An 18,449-nucleotide genomic window follows, 5' to 3' on the forward strand; every position below is an offset into this window, starting at 1 on the left:
TTATGATCCGCATCACCATGCAGAACGGCAAGACCATCGACATTGAACTCAACCCGGAGACCGCTCCCATCACCTGCGAGAACTTTGAAAAGCTGGTCAAGCAGGGCTTCTACAACGGCCTGACCTTCCACCGGGTCATCCCCGGCTTCATGATCCAGGGCGGCTGCCCCAAGGGCAACGGCACCGGCGGCCCGGGCTGGACCATCAAGGGCGAGTTTGCCCACAACGGTGTGGCCAACAACCTCAAGCATACCCGCGGCGTCATCAGCATGGCCCGCGCCATGGATCCCAACTCGGCGGGCAGCCAGTTCTTCATCATGCACCAGGACGCCCCGCACCTGGACGGTGAGTACGCGGCCTTCGGCAAGGTAGTCAGCGGCATGGACGTGGTGGATGAGATCGCCGGCGTTGCCACCGACTGGAACGACAAACCCCTCACCCCGGTCGTCATGGAGAAAGTGGAGATCGTCTGATCCATCAAAAGGGAAAACGGTCCTGCCGGGAGAATGTCCCGGGACCGCTGCACAGAATACCCGGCCGCCGCCCGCAAGGGCGGCGGCTTTTGGCGTTCCGGGCTGCTTTTGCAAATACGGTTGAAAAAAACCATGAAATCGGTTATACTAATTTGTAACCATATCGTAATACCGGGCTGCGGCCCGCTTTGAAAAAAGGAGCAAACCATGGCACATACCGTAATGGTCACCGGTGCGGACGGCTTCATTGGCAGCCATCTGACCGAAGAACTGGTCAAGCGCGGCGAGAAGGTGCGCGCATTCTGCCTGTACAATTCCTTCGGCTCGCTGGGCTGGATCGACACCCTGCCCCCCGAGATCCGCAATGAGATCGACATTTTCATGGGCGACGTGCGCGACCCCAACGGCGTGCGCACCGCCATGCGGGGCCAGGAGCGGGTCTTCCACCTGGCGGCGCTCATCGCCATCCCGTTTTCCTACCACAGCCCCGACAGCTATGTGGACACCAACATCAAGGGCACGCTGAACGTCCTCAACGCCGCCCGGGAACTGGGCACCCAGCGGGTGCTGGTGACCTCTACCAGCGAGGTGTACGGCACGGCCCAGTACGTGCCCATCGACGAGAAGCACCCCTTCCAGGGCCAGAGCCCCTATTCGGCCACCAAGATCGGCGCCGACCGTCTGGCCGAGAGCTTCTACCGCAGCTTTGATCTGCCGGTCACCATCGTGCGGCCCTTCAACACCTACGGGCCGCGGCAGAGCGGCCGGGCCATCATTCCCACCATCATCACCCAGCTGCTGGCCGGTCAGACCGAGATCAAGCTGGGCAGCCTGACCCCCACCCGGGACTTCAACTACGTCAAGGATACCGCCAACGGCTTCATGACCATCGCCGACTGCGATGCCGCCATCGGCCAGGAGCTGAACATCGCCACCGGCGTGGAGCACTCCATCGGCGATCTGGCCCACGAGCTCATCGCCCAGATCAACCCCAGCGCCACCATCGTCTGTGAGGCCGAGCGCCTGCGCCCCGAAAAGAGTGAGGTCAACCGTCTGCTGGGCGATGCCACCAAGCTGCGCAGCCTCACCGGCTGGGCGCCGAAGTACACCTTCGAGCAGGGCCTGGCCGAGACCATCGAATTCCTGCGCGGCCACCTCGACCAGTACAAGGTCGGGCAGTATATCCTGTAATATGGGCGCTCGCACAACAAACCACGGGCACCGTTTCGCACCCACCGTCTGGCCCCGCGCCGCGCGGTGGGCTTTCGTGTTGGCTGTATGCGCCCTGCTGGGCGTGGTGTTCAGCTACTACTGGCGGGTCTTTTTCGGGCTGGACGCCCGGGGCATTCCGCCGCTCTGGCCCACCGCCTTCTGTGTGGGGCTGGGGGTGCTGGCGGGGACCGCGGCGCTGGTGCTGCGGCACCTCAAGGACTTCGCGGTGCGGGGGACGGTCTGCATCCTGCTCTGCGGCATCCTCTTTGCCTTTGCCAACCCGCCCCTGCAGACCCCCGACGAAACGGAACATTATCTGCGCACCTATGCCATTTCCATGGGGCGTTTCGACTTTGACGCCCATCGCGGCTACCCTGAGGATGTCTCCCGCCTGATGGCGGCCTTCCCCGGCGCCTGGGTCAACGCCCACACCTCGGCGGGGGTGGGCGTGAATCCCGACACCCAGGAGGAACAGCCCTACAACACGGCGGGCTACGCCCTCAAACAGTACGGCAAGGACGGCGCGGTGCAGAGCATCGCCGACAGCTTTGCCCAATATCTCTCGGGGGAAGGGGAGGCCGACCCGGTCACCGAGCCGGTGAGCTTCCTGATCCTGCCCTTTTTGCCCGGTGCGCTGGGCATGGCGGTGGCGCGGCTCTTCGGCCTCGGCGCCCTGGGCTGCCTTTATGCCGGCCGGCTGGGCAATCTTGTCGCCTACACGCTGCTCTGCGGCCTGGGACTGCGCACCGCCCAAAAGGCACGCCCGGCCTTCCTCTGCGTCATGCTGCTGCCCATCTCCCTCTATATGGGATCCTCTTTGAGCTACGACGCCACGCTGCTGGCCTGCTACTATCTGATGCTGGCCCTGCTCACCCGCACCCGGTGGACCACCCGCACGGCGGTGCTTTACGCGGCGGCCTGCATCTTTGCCAACGGCACCAAGCCCTACCTGAACCTGCTGTGGGTGGTGCTGCCCCTGCTGCTGACCCGCACTGAATGGAAAGCCAAGGGCAAACGGATTGCCTGGGCGGGCATCTGCGCGGCGGGGTCGCTGGCCCTCACGCTGGTGGTGGAAAACTACGGCGTGCTCATGCGCCACAACTACGGCACCATCGCCCGGCAGGGCGGCGAAGCCGTCAACGGCGGGGCACAGCTGGCCTTTGTTTTGTCCAACCCCCTGCGTTATCTGGCCGTATTGCTGGGTACACTCTATGAAAACGATGGTTTCCTGGGCCAGCTGGGGCTGTTCGGCTGGAAGGATATGCCCGTCGCTTTCCTGAGCCTGACCGGTCCGCTGGTGCTGCTGGCGGCGGCGCTGCTCTGCACGCCCCGCACCGAATGTCTCGGCCGCCGCCGTCTGGGCGGGCTGGGCATCTTTGCAGCCCTCTACGGCATCGGCGCCATGACCGCCATGTACATCACCTACACGCCGGTGGGCATGGTGCGCATTGTGGGGTTGCAGACGCGGTACTTCCTGCCCCTCTGGCTGCTGCTGGCGCTGGCCGCGGCCGCCCTGGCCCGCCGGGCCCTGGCACCCCGCCTCACCGCCGAAAAAGCCCAGCGCCTGGCCCTGCCCCTCTGCGGCGGCTACGCGCTGCTGGGCGCGGTGCTGCTCTTCCAGCACTACTTCGTGGGGCCTGTGTACACAGTGTATCTGAAATAACAAATTCAACAAATCGTATAAAGGAGGCGACGCCCGATGCTGCAGCTTGTCTGGGGCCTGTTTGTGCTGCTTCTTTTGACCGGCGCCTGCGCGGTGCTCGCCTCGGGGGGCAGGGTCCATGGGGCTTTGCTGCCGCTGCCTTTGCTGGCCGGTTCGGCGCTGCTGCTCTACGGCTTCGGTATTGCCGGGGCGCTGCGCATCGGTGCGGCGCTGGTGGTCCTGCTGCTGGCCGCCCTCTGGGTGGTGGGCCTTGTAAAACTGCGCCCGGCAGGGTTCGCCAAGGCCTGCCGGGAGACGGTAACAAACCCCGGCATCGCCCTTTTTCTAGGGGGCGCCGTCTTTCTGTGGGTGCTGTTTTTTGTGCTGCAGCCCATGTTCACCCAGTGGGATGAATTCACCGCCTGGGGCCTGGCCCCCAAGATGGTGGTGGAGCGGGGGGCTTTCTATGTGGCGGACCCCGTCAACCTGAAAGCCAGCTTCACCTACCCGGCCACCAGCCTCATCACCTTTTTGTTCCAGCCCTTCGGTGTCTGGAGCGAGTGGGCCTGCCTGGCGGCGCTGGACACCCTGGCCCTGGCCTGTGTGGCCGTCGCCACGGCGCTGCCCCGGCAGCGATGGTACAGCGCCGTGCTGGTCTTTGCCGCCGGCGTTCTGCTGCCCTACTTCTTCCGGGACCCCGTGCCGGGGGCCTACGCCACCCAGTACGTCAACGCCATGGCCGACCTGCCCATGGCCATGCTCTTCGGCGGCACCCTCTGCCTGTATCTGGGCACCGAGGGCCGCCGGGGCGTCTTCTGGCTGACCGCCCTGCCGCTGGCCCTGCTGACCCTGACCAAGGATATCTGCTTTGCCTACGGCCTCATCGCGGCCTTCCTCATCGGTTTGGACCGTCTGGTCCGGGCGGAGGGACCCTTCCGTAAACGGCTGGTGCCGGCCCTGCTCCACGGGGGCGGGCTGGCCCTGGTGGTGGTGGCGGCCTTTTTCAGCTGGAGCCGCTACACGGCTGCCGTCACCCCCACGGTGGACACGGCGGCCAGCGTGGGCAGCGCGGGATTGAGCTACGGCGCGGTGCTCACCGGCGGCATCAAGCAGCTGCTGGGCATCGGCCGGGACGAAAAATTCGCCCGGATCATGGCGGCCATGGGGGATGCCTTCTTCACCCGGCGGGTCTGCCTGCTGGGAGGCGGCGCCCTGGCGGTGCTGGCCATCACCATGGTGGCGGCGGCCGCCTGGCTCTTTGCCGACAAGGGAAAGGCCCGGCGGGGCATACTTGTGCTGCATCTGGCCTTTGCCTTCTGCTTTGCGGCACTCTACGCCTTTCACCTGATCCTCTACTACTACAATTTCTCCGACGTGGAAGGCCTGGCCCTCAAGGACTACGACCGGTATCTCACCCCCTACTACCAGGCCTGGATGCTCACCATGCTCTGCTGCCTGGGCCGGACGGCCCGCCGCAAGGTGGGGCGTGCCGTGCTGGGGGCCGCGGTGGCGGTGGTGGTGGCGGTCTTCTGCTGGCGGGGTGTGCCGTCGGCAGGGTTCTGGACCGGCGCCGACAGTCTCTACACGCTGCGCCGGGACGTGCAGCGCCGGGCGGAGACGATGAACACCGCGCTGGACTGGAGCGACCGGGTGCTGGTGTTAAGCCAGGGGGACGACGCCACCCGGTGGTACTACTACCGGTACGAGCTGACGGCCCAGGTGGTCAACGGCTTCGGCGGGTTCTATGGACGGCTGGGGGAGACCCAGGACCGGTGGGACAGCGACTTCATGAACCTGGTGGAGAGCGAAAACTGGACGCTTTATGACTACAAGGCGGTCTGTGTGCCGGAGACCCTGGTGGCCTACCTGGCGGAGAAGGACTGCGACTATCTGCTCATCGACCGGGCGGACGACTATCTGGAACGGAATTTCAGCCCGCTGTTTGAGGGCGGCCTGACCGCCGACATGCCGGCCACCCTCTACCATTTTGAGGGTGAGGACGCCGCGGTGCCCTTCACGGTGGCTGCGGTGGCGGAAAGCGAGGTGCAGTGATGGCACAGCGCAAACCTTTGTGGAACAACCGCCCCCTCTTCGGGGCCCGGCAGCTGCTGGTGCTGGCCTACCTGCTGGCGGTGGTGCTGTGGCTGGCGCGGGGCTTTGTGGGCAGCGCGGTGATGCTCAACTACAAACTCCGGGGCGAGATGCCCCAGCAGACGGTGCTCCCGGCGGACCTGACCACTGAGAGCTTCGCTCCCTACAGTTCCAACCAGTGGTGGACGCCCCCCGACGATGATCCCGACTGGTATCTTTCCACCGACAGCGACCCCCATATCTACTGGCAGGGCCAGGGGTATATCGAGACGGTGAAACTCTACGCCGGGCACCGGCTGCCCCCGGGTGGGGTGGCGCTCTACTACCTGCTGCCCGGCCAGACCGACTACTCCGAGACCCAGAAAGTCTACGCCACCGTCACCGAGGCGGGGGAGTACACCTTTGACCTGGGCGGCCGGTGGGTGACGGGGCTGCGCATCGACCCCGACAGCGTGGGCGGTGTGCCCACCCTCTTCGGCGGCATTGAGCTGAATCCGCCCGCTCCCTGGTACACCCGCTTCCTGCCGGATGGCGGGCAGTGGCTGGTACTGCTCTTTGTGCCGGCGGTGGCAGTGGCCGCCGCGGCGCTGGTGCTCTCCCTTTTTGGGAAGGACGAGCCCGAGGACTGACAAAACACGAAGGAGAATCCCATGGAATTGCTCTGCGTACTGGCGGTGATGCTGGCCCTCTTCCTGGCCTGCGCCGCGCTGACGCTCAAAGCCCGGGTGCCGGCGGGACTGGCCCCGCTGACCGCCCTTTCCGCCATCGTGGCGTTGTTCACGCTGGCCGGTATGGCCGGGTTGCTCTTGCCGGCGGCCTGGGCGGTGTATGCCCTCTGTGTGGCGGGGGGCGTCTGGGCGCTGTGGCCCCGCAAGGGCGCCAAACCGGACTGGAAGGCCCTTTTCACCCCCGGCAGTGTGCTCTTCTGGGCCATGGCGCTGGCCTTCGCCGTCTATTTCTTTGTCCGCCAGCCTTTGGCCACCGGCTACGATGAGTTGAGCCTCTGGAGCATGGCCGTCAAGGTCACCAAGGTGGACAACAGCCTTTATTCCACCGCCACCCTGGGCACCCCCTGGGCGGTGACTCAGAACCCCGGCCTGCCGCTGCTCAGCTACTTCTTCCAGTTCTTCGGCCACTACGCCGACTGGAAAAACTACCTGGCCTACGACGCCCTCTATTTTGCCTGCTTCGGCGCGGTGATCAGCGCCCTGCCCTGGGGCAAATGGCGGGTGGCGGTGCCGCTGGCGGCGGTGCTGTGGTGCACCCCCTTCTTCTTTACCATCTATAACCACACCATCTACCTGGCCGACACCTACCTGACCACCTACGGCGACGTGCCGGCGGGTCTGGTCTTTGGCGGGGCGGTGGCTGCCTGGCTGGCCCTGCGCCAGACCGACGGTCCCCGGTGGGCGGTGCTGCCGGTGCTGGCATTGGCGGCCAACCTCAAGGCCAACGACTTTGTATTGAGCCTGGCCGCGGCGGGGCTCATTGTGGTGGACCTCTGGTTCTTCTGCGACGGCCCCTTCCGGCAGGGCATTGTCCGCCGCACCGGACTGGCGGCGGCCTGCTTCGCCGCCCCCATGGCGGTCTACTACCTCTGGAACGTGCGGTACGTGGGCTGGCTGGTGGCCCGCAACAGCGATTCCGGCGGCGTGGGCGAGACTTCGGCCGCCCTCTCCGACGTGGTGGTCAACGGCGTGAAAATCCTGCTGGGCCAGCCGGTGGAGGGCTTCTTTGCCCAGCGGCAGCCCCAGTTCCTTAAGGCCATGGCCGATATGGGCCACCAGTTCTGGACCAGTGACGGAAAACTCAGCATGATCGGCCAGGGCCGCAACGTGGTGGTGCTGATCCTGCTGCTCTTTGTGGTGGCCTTTGTGGTGGCGGCAGGCTGGAAGCTCCGGGCGCGCATCGCCGCCCTGGCGGTGCTGTCCACCCTCTGCTTTGCGGGCTACAACCTGATGCTGGCTCTCAGCTACGGCTTCATCTTCAAGCCCTTCCAGGCGGAAAGCCTCCAGGACTACAACCGCTACATCTACAGCTATTACATCGGCTGGTTCCTCATCGCGGTGGCCTGCCTTGCCACGGCGCTGCTGCCCCAGCTGGAAAAATCCCTGCAAACCATCCGTGAAAAGGACGGCCCCACGGCGGTCTTCCGCGCAAAACTTTGCACCCCCCGCTGGGGGCTGGCGGGGCAGGGGGCGGTGCTGGTGCTGGCGGCGGCCATGCTGCTGCGCCAGGGGCAGCTGGTGCTGCCCCAGCTCAGCGTGCTGGGCTTCGCGGACAGCGAATTCTCCGACCGGCGCACCATCCGGGCCGAGGCGGAGCTGGTCTGCAGCTATCTGACCCCCGACGACAGGGTCTTCTTCGTCAGCCAGGGGGACAACGGCGAGCGGTGGTTCTCGGCGGTGTTTGACTTTTACCCCTACCTGGTGGATTATTCCGGCGTGGTGTCCACCATGGTGGGCGGCGGCGGCGAGCTGGGCCTGCCGGAATTGCAGCCCACCGAGGAGGGCCCCAAACAGACCTACTACCACGGCTTCACCGCCGAAGAGCTGGACTCCATCGTGCGGGGCAACGGCTGCACCGTGCTGTATCTACAAAAAATCGACGACATTTTTGTGCAAAGCTACCAGGACCTCTTCACCGACGGTCTGGAAGGAGCGCTCTCGGGGCAGACGCTGCTCTACCGGGTGACCGAGGACGGCTTTGCCCCCATGGAAATGGAGGTGACCGCCTCGTGAAAACACTGCAACGCTGGTTTTCCCGCCGGGGCGCCCTGCCGCTGACCTGTTATCTGGCAGCGGTGGCCCTCTGGCTGGTGCTGGGGGCGGTGCACTGGGGCAGTGACGCCCTGGCCCGCAGCGCCGGCACCATGTACGAGGCGGAGATCCCCGTCACCGACTGGCAGCTGGCCGGGCTCACCGATGCCGGCAGCACGGCGGAGAGCGCCGCCCTCACCACCACCGACGGCGACCCCCAGATGATCCTGGAGGATGTGTCGGGCATGGTGGTGCGCACCGTGAGCTACGCCGTGGAATTTGACGGCGACGCCCGGGAGATGTGCCTCTACTACACCACCCAGGTGGGGCAGGACTACAGCCAGGACCGCCGGGTCTTCCCGGAATCCCTGGGGGATGGGCGGTATCTCTACACGCTGCCCCGCACCACCATCGTGGCGCTGCGGCTGGACCCCTGCAGTCCCGACGCCAACAAGAAGGTGGGGCTGACCTTCACTCCGGGCACCATCACCCTCAACGCCCCCGAAACGCTGCCCGCCGTCTGGCAGTACTTTGTGCCCAACTGGTACCAGGCCTTCTGCCTGGTGCTCTACCCGGCGCTGGCCGCAGCGGCTTTCAGCTGGCTGCGGGCGGTCTGGCGGGCGCTGCGCCGCAAAACCGTATAAACGTAAAAAAATCCACCCCGGATTGGGGTGGATTTTTTCTGTCCGGGTTTCAGGTGATTTTCAAAGCCCGCTGCACACGGTACACAGCGTATTGGAACAGCCCCACGATGAGGCTGCATTCCACCCAGATGTAGTTGGGCAGGTTGCGCCAGTGGAATTTCGGTTTGTTCACCCTGGGCAGGGCCACCTTGGCTTCCGCAAAGCCCTTGGCGTAGTCGCCGCCGAACCCCCGCAGCCGGAACATCACCACTTTCAAAAGATACCCCAGCAGCATGGGGATAAAGTTGAGGATCAGCATGACCAGCGGCTGGTTTTTGTAGGGCAGCAAAATGCTGTTGCGGCCGCTCTGGATGCTCTTGAAGGGATTGTACCGCACGGCGCCGGTGGTGGCACCGCAGATGTGGCGGCAGCGGGCGGTGGGGCAGTAGACGTTCTTGTAGCCGAAGTTGTTGGCCCGCCAGGACAGGTCCACGTCCTCGTAGTAGGCGAAGAACAGCTCGTCAAAGACGCCGATCTCGTCCAGAATGGACTTGCGGTAGAGAGCCGCCCCGCCGCAGGCGCTGAACACCCGGCAGGGCTTTGTGTAGCGGCTGGCCTTCAGGCCGTCCCCCCGCTTGCAGGCAAAACCCAGGATCGTCACATAGTCGCCGGCGTCGTCCGCCAGTTCCGGCTCGTAGTACCGCAGCATCAGACTGCTGACCGCAAAGATTCTGGGGTCAGCGTCGGCGGTTTTCAGCAGTTCCGCCAGCCAGTCCGGCTCGGCGAAGGCGTCGTTGTTGAACAGCACCACATACTCGCCTTTGGCGATGGCAATGCCCTGGTTCACCGCGTGGGAAAACCCGGTGTTGGTGGCGTTCTCGATGAGGGTGTAGCGGTCTCGGCCGCGGTAGCTGCGGGCGATTTCCAGGCTCTCGTCGGTGGAACCGTTGTCGATGACGATGAGCTCAAAGTCCTGTTCGGTCTGGGCCCAGACCGATTCAATGGAATCCCGCAGCCAGCCCGCGCCGTTCAGGTTGGGGATGATGACCGATGCTTTCATGGTATCTCCTTGTTGGGGGTCAGTAGGCGTAGTAGGGGGTGACGGTCAACCGTGCCACCGAGGTCAGCGCCAGCACCAGGCAGAGCAGCGCCACCACCACGGCCACGATGAGGGTGCGGATCAGCCAGGCCTGGGCCAGCCGCTTGCGGGCGGGCTTTGTACCGAAGCCGAAACTCCACACCAGCGAGAGGATGAACCCCACCACCGGGATGGCAAAGAGCAGCAGTGTGCCCAGGGTGGCCCACTCGGAGAGAGCCGGCACCGGCTCCTCCGGCCGGGTATGGACCTCTTCGGTGTAGCGGGCTTCGGTCCGGGGCGCCGGGGCGGCCTGGGGTTCTGGCGGCAGCGGGGTGCCGCACTGGGGACAGCGGTCGGCGTCAAAGGGAGCCAGCAGACCGCAGTTTTTGCAGTAACGCATGGGAAAAACCTCCGTTCAGTCCAGCGCCAGTTTGCGGTCGAGCTGGGTGTTGAGAATGATCTGGGTGTTGGTGGAACCCAGTTTCTGCATCTTGGTCAGCAGATGTTCCAGCGCGTCGATGTCGGTGCAGCTCACCTTTACAATAAAATTGTAGCTGCCCGTCACCCGGAAGCACTGCAGCACCTGGGGTTCCTGCTCGATCATGGCCAGAAAGCTGGCCCGGGTGGCGGCGTCCACCAGCACCGAGATCAGAGCCTCCACCCGGGCGGGGGCGCCGGGATGGCGCACGATCACCGTGTAGCCGCCGATGATGCCCTCCTGTTCCAGGCGGTGGATGCGGCTGGATACCGCCGGACTGGTCAGACTGACCCGCTGGGCGATGTCTTTGACGGGCATACGTGCATTTTCAGCCAGAAGCTGCAGAATTTTATGGTCCAGATCATCCATGAATCGAAAACCTCGTTTTCATATTTGTATAATGCGCACAAAAAAATAAAATGAAGTAAAGTGCCGTTGTGCGGTTTGAACAAAGGTACAAAAGTCTGCTTTTTGAACACCAAACTAAATTAAATTAAGCATTTATGCAAACATTATAATATTTTGAAAAAGAAAATACAAGTGCGGCGTTTGACAAATTAAGAATAAAAGCTATAATAATAACTGTTATCAATCACGACATTCTCTGACCTTTATATACTTTCCCACCCCTCTATGCACAGAAGCCCGCAGGTAACTGCGGGCTTTTGTGTTGTATAAATTTCGCCCCGGGGCACCGCCCAAATATGAATTTTTCGAAAACATTGCAAAGACCCTCTTGCAGAAAACGGCAGGAGGGTCTATTATTGCATCTTGTTAATAGTTATCATATGTTAAGTAAATGAAAGGGGGAGAACCGAATGGCACAGAATCCCAGCAGTGAGTGGGAAGGTCTGATCCATTTTGTGGGCCGCCTGCGGGAGACCTCGGCCCGGGGCATCAAAGCGGCCCTGGCCGATGCGCCCAAGTGCCGGTTTGCCATGCTGGAGCGGCTCTACTACGCCATACACACCCACGGGCAGGAGGGCTCGATCTACGTGAGCGACCTGGCCCGCATCACCCATAAACCGCTGCCGGCGGTGTCCCGGGGGCTGCGGCTTCTGGAGCAGGACGGCATGGTGGAGCGGGAAACCGATTCCAAGGACCGGCGCAAGACGCTGGTGCGGATCACGCCGGCGGGCATGGAGGCGCTGCAGGGGTGCGAGGACGCCCTCAACGGCTATTTTGCCCGGGTGATGGCGCGGCTGGAGCCGGAGCAGCTGGCCCGGATGCGGGAGATGCGGGATGTGCTCATCGACGCGCTGGAGGCGGAGGCAGCCGCCACCCTGAAACATGCCGAAATCCAAAAGGGAGGACCCGACCATGGGGAAGATTTTTAAGCAACTGGGCCGTCACTGGAAGGCCTGTCTGCTGGTGATCGCGCTGCTGGCGGTGCAGGCCTACTGCGACCTGTCGCTGCCCGACTACACCAGCAAGATCGTGGATGTGGGCATCCAGCAGGGCGGCATCGAAAGCCCGGTGCCCGATACCGTGCGGGATACCACCCTCCAGGCGCTGGAACTGCTCATGAACGAGCAGGACGCGGCGCTGGCGGAGCAGTGGTACTCCGAGCCCGACGAAAACGGCGTGCGCACCCTGGCCCGCGATGCCTCGGCAGCCATGCCGGAGCTGGAGCAGGCCTTCACCACGCCGGACATTGTGCTGTATATGGCGGCCGCCCAGCATGCGGCCACGGCCCAGGGGACCGGAGACACCGCCACCCCCGCCTGGACCGACCTGGACGCCGTGGCCACCCAGTTTGCCATGATGGCCCAGGCGCCGGACTTCAGCCGGGATGCCGTCCAGCAGCAGCTGGCGGGGGCGATGGCCGCCGTGGATGACACGGTGGCCGAGAGCCTTTCCAGCCAGGCCATGCTGCTGGTGAGCCTGGAATACGAGGCCCAGGGCATCGCCCACGACGTGCAGATGGCCTACCTGTGGCGGGTGGGCCTGCAGATGCTGGGGCTTACGCTGCTCATGGTGGTGGTGGCCGTGGCGGTGGGCTTTGTGGCCTCCCGGGTGTCGGCGGCCATCGGCCGGGACCTGCGGCGGGATGTGTTTTCCACCGTCATCGGGTTCTCCCACGCCGAGATCGAGCAGTTCTCCACCGCTTCCCTCATCACCCGCACCACCAACGATATCCAGCAGGTGCAGTTCGTCTGCGTGATCCTTTTGCGCATGGTGGCCTACGCCCCCATTCTGGGCATCGGCGGCATCGTCCATGTGGCCCGCAGCGAGACGGGTCTTACCTGGATCACCTTCCTGGCGGTGGTGGCGCTGCTGCTCCTCATCGGGGTGCTCATGCGCATCGCCATGCCCAAGTTCAAGCTCATGCAGACGCTGGTGGACCGGCTTAACCTGGTCAGCCGGGAGATTCTCACCGGCATCATGCCGGTGCGCGCCTTCAGCCGGGAAGCCTTTGAGGAGCAGCGGTTCGACAAGGCCAACCGCGACCTCATGCAGACCCAGCTCTTCACCAACCGCACCATGGCCGGTCTGATGCCCTTCATGACCCTCATCATGAACGGCACCAGCCTGCTCATCGTCTGGTTCGGCGGCAAGGCCATGGACCTGGGCACCATGCAGGTGGGCGAGATGATCGCCTTCATCACCTACACCATGCAGATCGTCATGTCCTTCCTCATGCTGGCCATGGTGGCGGTGCTGCTGCCCCGGGCCGGTGTGGCGGCCGACCGCATCTACGAGGTGCTGCGCACCCCCGCCACCATCCATGACCCGACGCCGGAGGTGGCCGAAAAGGCCAAGGCCCGCACCCACTGGGACGGCGTGGTGCAGTTTGAGGATGTGAGTTTCCGCTATCCCGGCGCCGACGATGACGCGCTGGAACACATCAGCTTCACGGCCAAGCCCGGCGAGACCACCGCCATCATCGGTTCCACCGGCTGCGGCAAATCCACCCTGCTCAACCTGATCCCCCGCTTCTACGATGTGACGGGCGGTCGGGTGACCATCGACGGGGTGGACGTGCGGGACCTGCCCCAGCAGACCCTCCATGACCTGCTGGGCTATGTGCCCCAGAAGGGGGTGCTGTTCAGCGGCACCATCGAATCCAACCTGAAATTCGGCGGCCCCGCCATCACCGACGGGGACGTGCAGGAGGCTGCGGCCATCGCCCAGGCCACCGACTTTATCGAAGCCAAACCCGAGGGCTTCCGGAGCCCCATCGCCCAGGGCGGCAGCAATGTGTCGGGCGGGCAGAAGCAGCGGCTTTCCATCGCCCGGGCCATCGCCAAGCATCCCCGGATCTATCTTTTTGACGACAGTTTCTCGGCGCTGGACTACAAAACCGACGTGGCCCTGCGCCGCGCCCTGAAAGCCCGCACCGACAACGCCACCGTGCTCATTGTGGCGCAGCGCATCTCCACGGTGCTCCACGCCAACCAGATCCTCGTGCTGGACGAGGGCAAAGTGGTGGGCAAGGGCACCCACGCCCAGCTGCTGGAAAGCTGCCCCGAATACCGGGAGATCGCCCGCAGCCAGCTGAGCCAGAAGGAACTGGGCTTACCGAAGGAGGATGATTGATATGCCAAGACCCGGACGGATGACCACCGAACGCGCCAGGGACTTCCAGGGCACGCTGCGCCAGCTGCTGAAAGCCCTGGGACGTTACAAGATTTCCCTGGGCGTGGTGGTTGTGTTTGCGGTGCTCTCCACCATCTTCAACATCGCCGGCCCCAAGGTTCTGGCCCAGGCCACCACCGCCCTGGCCACCGGCTGGGTGGCCAAACTGCGGGGCACCGGCTCCATCGACTTTGTCTTCATCGGCCGCATTCTGCTCATTCTTTTGGGCATGTACCTGCTCTCCTCGGCCTTCAGCTTTGTGCAGAGCTGGCTCATGAGCGGCCTTTCCCAGAAAGTCTGCTACGATTTCCGCCGCCAGATCAGCGAAAAGATCAACCGCCTGCCCCTGGCCTACTTTGAAAAGCGCACGGTGGGCGAGGTGCTCTCCCGCATCACCAACGACGTGGACACCCTGGGCCAGAGCCTGAACCAGAGCATCACCCAGCTGATCACCAGCGTCACCACCATGATCGGTGTGCTCATCATGATGCTCTCCATCAGCGCCCGGATGACCCTCATCGCCCTGCTGATCCTGCCGGTGTCGCTGGCGCTGGTCATGGTGGTGGTCCACTTCAGCCAGCGGTTCTTCAAGGCCCAGCAGGCCACCCTGGGCGTGGTCAACGGCCAGGTGGAGGAGGTCTACGCCGGCCACAACGTCATCAAGGCGTTCAACCGGGAGCAGGCGGTGCTCGACGATTTCAACACCGCCAACGACCAGCTCTACGCCTCCGCCTGGAAGAGCCAGTTCCTCTCCGGCCTGATGATGCCCATCATGAACTTTGTGGGCAACCTGGGCTATGTGGCGGTGGCCATCGTGGGCAGCATCTTTGCGGCGGGAGGGCTCATCACCATCGGCGATATCCAGGCCTTCATCCAGTACGTGAAGAACTTCACCCAGCCCATCCAGCAGCTGTCCCAGGTGTCCAACATGCTCCAGAGCATGGCGGCCGCCGCCGAGCGCGTCTTTGAGTTCCTGGCCGAAGAGGAGGAGGACCAGACCGCCGACCCGGCCCGCCGCGCCGACCCCGCCACCATCGACGGGCAGGTCACCTTCGACCATGTGAAGTTCGGCTACACCCCCGAGAAGACGGTCATCCGCGACTTCAGCTGCAAGGTGCAGCCCGGCCAGAAGGTGGCCATCGTGGGCCCCACCGGCGCCGGCAAGACCACCATGGTCAAGCTGCTCATGCGGTTCTACGATGTGGATTCCGGTTCCATCACGCTGAACGGCCACGATGTGCGGGACTTTGACCGGTCCGCCCTGCGGGAGGGCTTCGGTATGGTGCTGCAGGACACCTGGCTGTTCCAGGGCACCATCATGGAGAACATCCGCTACGGCCGTCTGGATGCCACCGACGAGGAGGTCATCGCCGCGGCGAAAGCGGCCGGTGCCGACCACTTCATCCGCACGCTGCCCGGCGGCTACCAGATGGAGCTGAACGAGGACGCCTCCAACGTGAGCCAGGGCCAGAAACAGCTGCTCACCATCGCCCGGACCATCCTGGCGGACAACCGCATCCTGGTGCTGGACGAGGCCACCAGCAGCGTGGACACCCGCACCGAGCAGCGCATCCAGGCGGCCATGGACCGCCTGATGCAGGGGCGCACCAGCTTCATCATCGCCCACCGGCTTTCCACCATCCGCAATGCCGACCTGATCCTCGTCATGCGGGACGGCGACATTGTGGAACAGGGCACCCACGACGAGCTGATGGAGGCGGGCGGCTTCTACGCCGACCTGTACAACAGCCAGTTTGAGGACGTGACAGCGTGAAAAGCACCCTGTCTTTTTGTAACAATTTCTTGACATTTATCTGAAATAAAGATAGAATAAATACAGGTAATCAGGAAGTTCCGCCGCACCGATTTTGCGGGGAATTCCATAGGGTGTCGCCCGCCGGGAACACCGCTTTTTCACCAATGTGCAACGCCTGTATTGGCTTTTTTCGTTTGTTTCGCGCGCTCGCGGCCGAAGTGTGTCTGTTTTTGCATGCTTTGGCCGGGATGGGCTGCGCTTTGCCATAGAAAAAACTGCATAAGGAAAGAAAGCGTCCCGCCGTGCTGCGCCCTCCTATGATTGAGAAGGAGTGAAGCCGACTATGTCACCCGTTATTGTTGTGGTGCTGGTCCTTGTCGTCGCAGCCGTTGTCGGGGCGCTTTGTTTTTACCTGGGCGGGGAAAACCGCAAGCGCACCGCGGAGGCCAAACTCGGCTCCGCCGAGGAGGAAGCCAAGCGCATCGTGAACGATGCCATCAAGGCTGCCGAGCAGAAGCGCAAGGAAACCATCATCGAAGCCAAGGATGAGGCCTTCAAGCTGAAGAGCGAGGCCGACAAGGAGATCAAGGACCGCCGTGCGGAAGTATCCCGCCAGGAGCGCCGCATGGACCAGAAGGAGGAGGCGCTGGACAAGCGCACCGCCGCCCTGGAGCGCAAGGAGGAGGAACTCAAGCGCCGCAGCGAGACGGTGGAGGCCCGGCTGGATGAGCTGGAACAGCTCAAGCTGCGCCAGACCGAAAAACTGGAGACCATCGCCGGCATGACCAAGGAGGACGCCCGCGCCGTGCTGCTCAAGCAGGTGGACGACGAGCTGACCCACGAGAAGGCCATGAAGATCAGCGCCTACCAGGCCAACATGAAGGACGAGTGCGACCAGATCGCCCGCGATCTGGTGGGCCAGGCCATTGCCCGCTGCGCCGCCGACGCCACCAGCGAAGCCACCGTCAGCGTGGTGCCGCTGCCCAGCGACGAGATGAAGGGCCGCATCATCGGCCGTGAGGGCCGCAATATCCGTGCGCTGGAGACGGCCACCGGCTGCGACCTGATCATCGACGACACGCCGGAAGCCATCACGCTGTCCAGCTTCGACCAGACCCGCCGTGAGGTGGCCCGCATGGCCCTGGAGCGGCTGATCACCGACGGCCGTATCCATCCGGCCCGCATCGAGGAGACGGTGGACAAGTGCCGCCGCGAGCTGGAGATCCAGATGAAGCGGGAAGGCGAGAAGGCGGTCATGGATCTGGGCATCCACAGCCTGCATCCCGACCTGGTCAAGCTGATCGGCCGGCTCAAGTACCGCACCAGCTTCGGCCAGAACGTGCTGAACCACTCCATCGAAGTGGCCTGGCTGGCCGGTCTGATGGCCGGCGAACTGGGCGTCAACGTCCAGATGGCCCGCCGCGCCGGTTTGCTGCATGATATCGGCAAGGCGCTGGACCACGAGATCGAGGGCAGCCATGTCCAGATCGGCGTGGATATCTGCAAGAAGTACCGCGAGAATCCCCAGATCGTCCATGCGGTGGAGGCCCACCACGGCGACGTGGAGCCCAAGACCACCCTGGCCTTCATCATCATGGCGGCCGATGCCATCTCGGCGGCCCGCCCCGGCGCCCGCCGCGAGAACATGGAGAGTTACATCAAGCGTCTGGAGACGCTGGAAGCCCTCTGCAACGGCTTCGAGGGTGTGGAGAGCTCCTACGCGGTCCAGGCTGGCCGCGAGGTGCGTATCCTGGTCCAGCCGGACAAGGTCAGCGACGACCAGGTGGTCCTGCTGGCCCGCAACGTGGCCAAGAAGATCGAGAGCGAGCTGGATTATCCCGGCCAGATCAAGGTCAGCGTCATCCGCGAGAGCCGCGCCACCGAGTACGCGAAATAAGCAAACCTTTGCAGGCAGTCCGCTACGGCGGGCTGCCTTTTGTTTTCGCACTTGCATATTCCCGCCCGGCGGCTTATAATATACAGTATCTTAGTGTATAAAGGAGGGGTGTGCCATGCCGCAAACGCCAACTTCAGGCAAGCCCGTGCTGGGCATCCTGGGGGGCCTGGGACCGGCGGCCAGCTGTTATCTCTATCAGATGCTCATCGACCATACCCCCGCCACCTGCGACCAGGACCACATTGACATCGTCATCTCGTCCCGTGCGTCCACACCGGACCGCACGGCGTTCATCCTGGGCAAAAGCAAGGAGGACCCCTTCGCGGTCATGGAACAGGACGGCTTCAGTCTGGTGAACTACGGAGCCACCGTGCTGGCCATCCCCTGCAACACCGCCCACTATTTCTACGACCGTCTGGCCGAAGCCCTGCCGGTGCCGGTGCTGAACATGCCCCGGCTCACGGTGGAGGACGCCAGGGCAGCGGGCTGCACCAAGCTGGGCATCCTGGCCACCGACGGAACCCTCGCCGCCGAGACCTACCAGCTGGCCTGCCAGCGGGCGGGCATCGGGTGGGCCCGGCCCTCGCCGGAGCACCAGAAGGGCATCACCTCGGTGATCTACGACGACATCAAGCAGGGCCGCCGGGCCGATATGGTCAAGTTTGCCGCCGCCGTGGCGGACCTGAAATCCCAGGGCTGCGACATGGCGGTGCTGGGCTGCACCGAGCTGAGCCTCGTCAAGCGGGACGAACATCTGGACGGCTTTTTCGTCGACAGTACCGAGGTCCTCTGCCGCCATGCTTTGCTGGCCTGCGGCGTGACGCCCGTCGGATTCTGATACAGATTAAGGAATGAGGAAGG

General features: G+C 63.9%; 15 protein-coding genes. 12 read left to right on the forward strand and 3 right to left on the reverse strand.

Annotated features, from left to right (window positions below; all coding sequences use genetic code 11):
* The first annotated feature begins 2 nt into the window (after positions 1-2).
* The 7 genes from ABGT73_RS01650 to ABGT73_RS01680 all read left to right on the forward strand — a co-directional run bounded on the left by ABGT73_RS01650 (position 3) and on the right by ABGT73_RS01680 (position 8,821).
* Complete coding sequence (locus ABGT73_RS01650) at positions 3-473, forward strand: peptidylprolyl isomerase (RefSeq protein WP_346668114.1); 471 nt, start codon at positions 3-5, stop codon at positions 471-473.
* A 207-nt stretch (positions 474-680) separates the two neighbouring features.
* Positions 681-1,664 carry an NAD-dependent 4,6-dehydratase LegB gene (locus ABGT73_RS01655; RefSeq protein ID WP_346668115.1) on the forward strand — a complete coding sequence of 328 codons (984 nt, stop codon included), beginning with the start codon at positions 681-683 and terminating at the stop codon, positions 1,662-1,664.
* A 76-nt stretch (positions 1,665-1,740) separates the two neighbouring features.
* Positions 1,741-3,348, forward strand: coding sequence for a DUF2142 domain-containing protein (locus ABGT73_RS01660; protein ID WP_346668116.1), 1,608 nt, complete (start codon positions 1,741-1,743; stop codon positions 3,346-3,348).
* A gap of 36 nt (positions 3,349-3,384) precedes the next feature.
* Entirely contained in the window at positions 3,385-5,379 is a 1,995-nt protein-coding gene (locus ABGT73_RS01665) for a hypothetical protein (protein WP_346668117.1), read from the forward strand.
* Positions 5,379-6,047, forward strand: coding sequence for a hypothetical protein (locus tag ABGT73_RS01670; RefSeq protein WP_346668118.1), 669 nt, complete (start codon positions 5,379-5,381; stop codon positions 6,045-6,047). The genes ABGT73_RS01665 and ABGT73_RS01670 overlap by 1 nt, the downstream gene beginning before the upstream one ends.
* A 21-nt stretch (positions 6,048-6,068) precedes the next feature.
* On the forward strand, positions 6,069-8,159 hold the full coding sequence (locus ABGT73_RS01675) for a hypothetical protein (RefSeq protein ID WP_346668119.1): 2,091 nt from the start codon (positions 6,069-6,071) through the stop codon (positions 8,157-8,159).
* Positions 8,156-8,821, forward strand: coding sequence for a hypothetical protein (locus tag ABGT73_RS01680; RefSeq protein WP_346668120.1), 666 nt, complete (start codon positions 8,156-8,158; stop codon positions 8,819-8,821). The genes ABGT73_RS01675 and ABGT73_RS01680 overlap by 4 nt, the downstream gene beginning before the upstream one ends.
* Positions 8,822-8,870: 49 nt before the next feature.
* Here the strand turns inward: ABGT73_RS01680 and ABGT73_RS01685 are convergent, their stop codons facing one another.
* Genes ABGT73_RS01685 through ABGT73_RS01695 form a run of 3 tightly spaced genes read right to left on the reverse strand, consistent with a single transcriptional unit; the run spans position 8,871 to position 10,725 of the window.
* Positions 8,871-9,860, reverse strand: a complete 990-nt coding sequence (locus tag ABGT73_RS01685) for a glycosyltransferase family 2 protein (RefSeq protein ID WP_346668121.1) — start codon at positions 9,858-9,860, stop codon at positions 8,871-8,873.
* Between the two features lie 19 nt (positions 9,861-9,879).
* Positions 9,880-10,278 (reverse strand): hypothetical protein, encoded by a 399-nt coding sequence (locus ABGT73_RS01690; RefSeq protein ID WP_346668122.1) that lies wholly within the window; start codon positions 10,276-10,278, stop codon positions 9,880-9,882.
* Between the two features lie 15 nt (positions 10,279-10,293).
* Positions 10,294-10,725 (reverse strand): Lrp/AsnC family transcriptional regulator, encoded by a 432-nt coding sequence (locus tag ABGT73_RS01695; RefSeq protein WP_346668123.1) that lies wholly within the window; start codon positions 10,723-10,725, stop codon positions 10,294-10,296.
* Positions 10,726-11,174: 449 nt separating this feature from the next.
* On the opposite strand from ABGT73_RS01695, the gene ABGT73_RS01700 reads away from it, so the two are divergent.
* The 5 genes from ABGT73_RS01700 to ABGT73_RS01720 all read left to right on the forward strand — a co-directional run bounded on the left by ABGT73_RS01700 (position 11,175) and on the right by ABGT73_RS01720 (position 18,426).
* Complete coding sequence (locus ABGT73_RS01700; protein ID WP_346668124.1) at positions 11,175-11,693, forward strand: MarR family transcriptional regulator; 519 nt, start codon at positions 11,175-11,177, stop codon at positions 11,691-11,693.
* Entirely contained in the window at positions 11,677-13,896 is a 2,220-nt protein-coding gene (locus tag ABGT73_RS01705; RefSeq protein ID WP_346668125.1) for an ABC transporter ATP-binding protein, read from the forward strand. Before ABGT73_RS01700 ends, ABGT73_RS01705 begins: the two co-directional genes overlap by 17 nt.
* A gap of 1 nt (position 13,897) precedes the next feature.
* On the forward strand, positions 13,898-15,709 hold the full coding sequence (locus ABGT73_RS01710) for an ABC transporter ATP-binding protein (RefSeq protein ID WP_346668126.1): 1,812 nt from the start codon (positions 13,898-13,900) through the stop codon (positions 15,707-15,709).
* A gap of 325 nt (positions 15,710-16,034) precedes the next feature.
* Positions 16,035-17,588, forward strand: a complete 1,554-nt coding sequence (rny, locus tag ABGT73_RS01715) for a ribonuclease Y (RefSeq protein ID WP_346668127.1) — start codon at positions 16,035-16,037, stop codon at positions 17,586-17,588.
* A gap of 115 nt (positions 17,589-17,703) precedes the next feature.
* Positions 17,704-18,426, forward strand: coding sequence for an amino acid racemase (locus ABGT73_RS01720; protein WP_346668128.1), 723 nt, complete (start codon positions 17,704-17,706; stop codon positions 18,424-18,426).
* Positions 18,427-18,449 lie beyond the last annotated feature (23 nt).

It is taken from the genome of uncultured Subdoligranulum sp. (assembly GCF_963931595.1).
Lineage (GTDB): Bacteria > Bacillota > Clostridia > Oscillospirales > Ruminococcaceae > Gemmiger.

What these genes read in the sequence shown, in the direction of transcription:
- ABGT73_RS01700 (WP_346668124.1), top strand. Translation starts at nt 11,175, where the DNA reads ATGGCACAGAATCCCAGCAGTGAGTGGGAAGGTCTGATCCATTTTGTG.
- ABGT73_RS01690 (WP_346668122.1), bottom strand. Translation starts at nt 10,278, where the DNA reads ATGCGTTACTGCAAAAACTGCGGTCTGCTGGCTCCCTTTGACGCCGAC.
- ABGT73_RS01705 (WP_346668125.1), top strand. Translation starts at nt 11,677, where the DNA reads ATGGGGAAGATTTTTAAGCAACTGGGCCGTCACTGGAAGGCCTGTCTG.
- ABGT73_RS01650 (WP_346668114.1), top strand. Translation starts at nt 3, where the DNA reads ATGATCCGCATCACCATGCAGAACGGCAAGACCATCGACATTGAACTC.
- ABGT73_RS01670 (WP_346668118.1), top strand. Translation starts at nt 5,379, where the DNA reads ATGGCACAGCGCAAACCTTTGTGGAACAACCGCCCCCTCTTCGGGGCC.
- ABGT73_RS01655 (WP_346668115.1), top strand. Translation starts at nt 681, where the DNA reads ATGGCACATACCGTAATGGTCACCGGTGCGGACGGCTTCATTGGCAGC.
- ABGT73_RS01710 (WP_346668126.1), top strand. Translation starts at nt 13,898, where the DNA reads ATGCCAAGACCCGGACGGATGACCACCGAACGCGCCAGGGACTTCCAG.
- ABGT73_RS01665 (WP_346668117.1), top strand. Translation starts at nt 3,385, where the DNA reads ATGCTGCAGCTTGTCTGGGGCCTGTTTGTGCTGCTTCTTTTGACCGGC.
- rny (WP_346668127.1), top strand. Translation starts at nt 16,035, where the DNA reads ATGTCACCCGTTATTGTTGTGGTGCTGGTCCTTGTCGTCGCAGCCGTT.
- ABGT73_RS01695 (WP_346668123.1), bottom strand. Translation starts at nt 10,725, where the DNA reads ATGGATGATCTGGACCATAAAATTCTGCAGCTTCTGGCTGAAAATGCA.
- ABGT73_RS01685 (WP_346668121.1), bottom strand. Translation starts at nt 9,860, where the DNA reads ATGAAAGCATCGGTCATCATCCCCAACCTGAACGGCGCGGGCTGGCTG.
- ABGT73_RS01675 (WP_346668119.1), top strand. Translation starts at nt 6,069, where the DNA reads ATGGAATTGCTCTGCGTACTGGCGGTGATGCTGGCCCTCTTCCTGGCC.
- ABGT73_RS01720 (WP_346668128.1), top strand. Translation starts at nt 17,704, where the DNA reads ATGCCGCAAACGCCAACTTCAGGCAAGCCCGTGCTGGGCATCCTGGGG.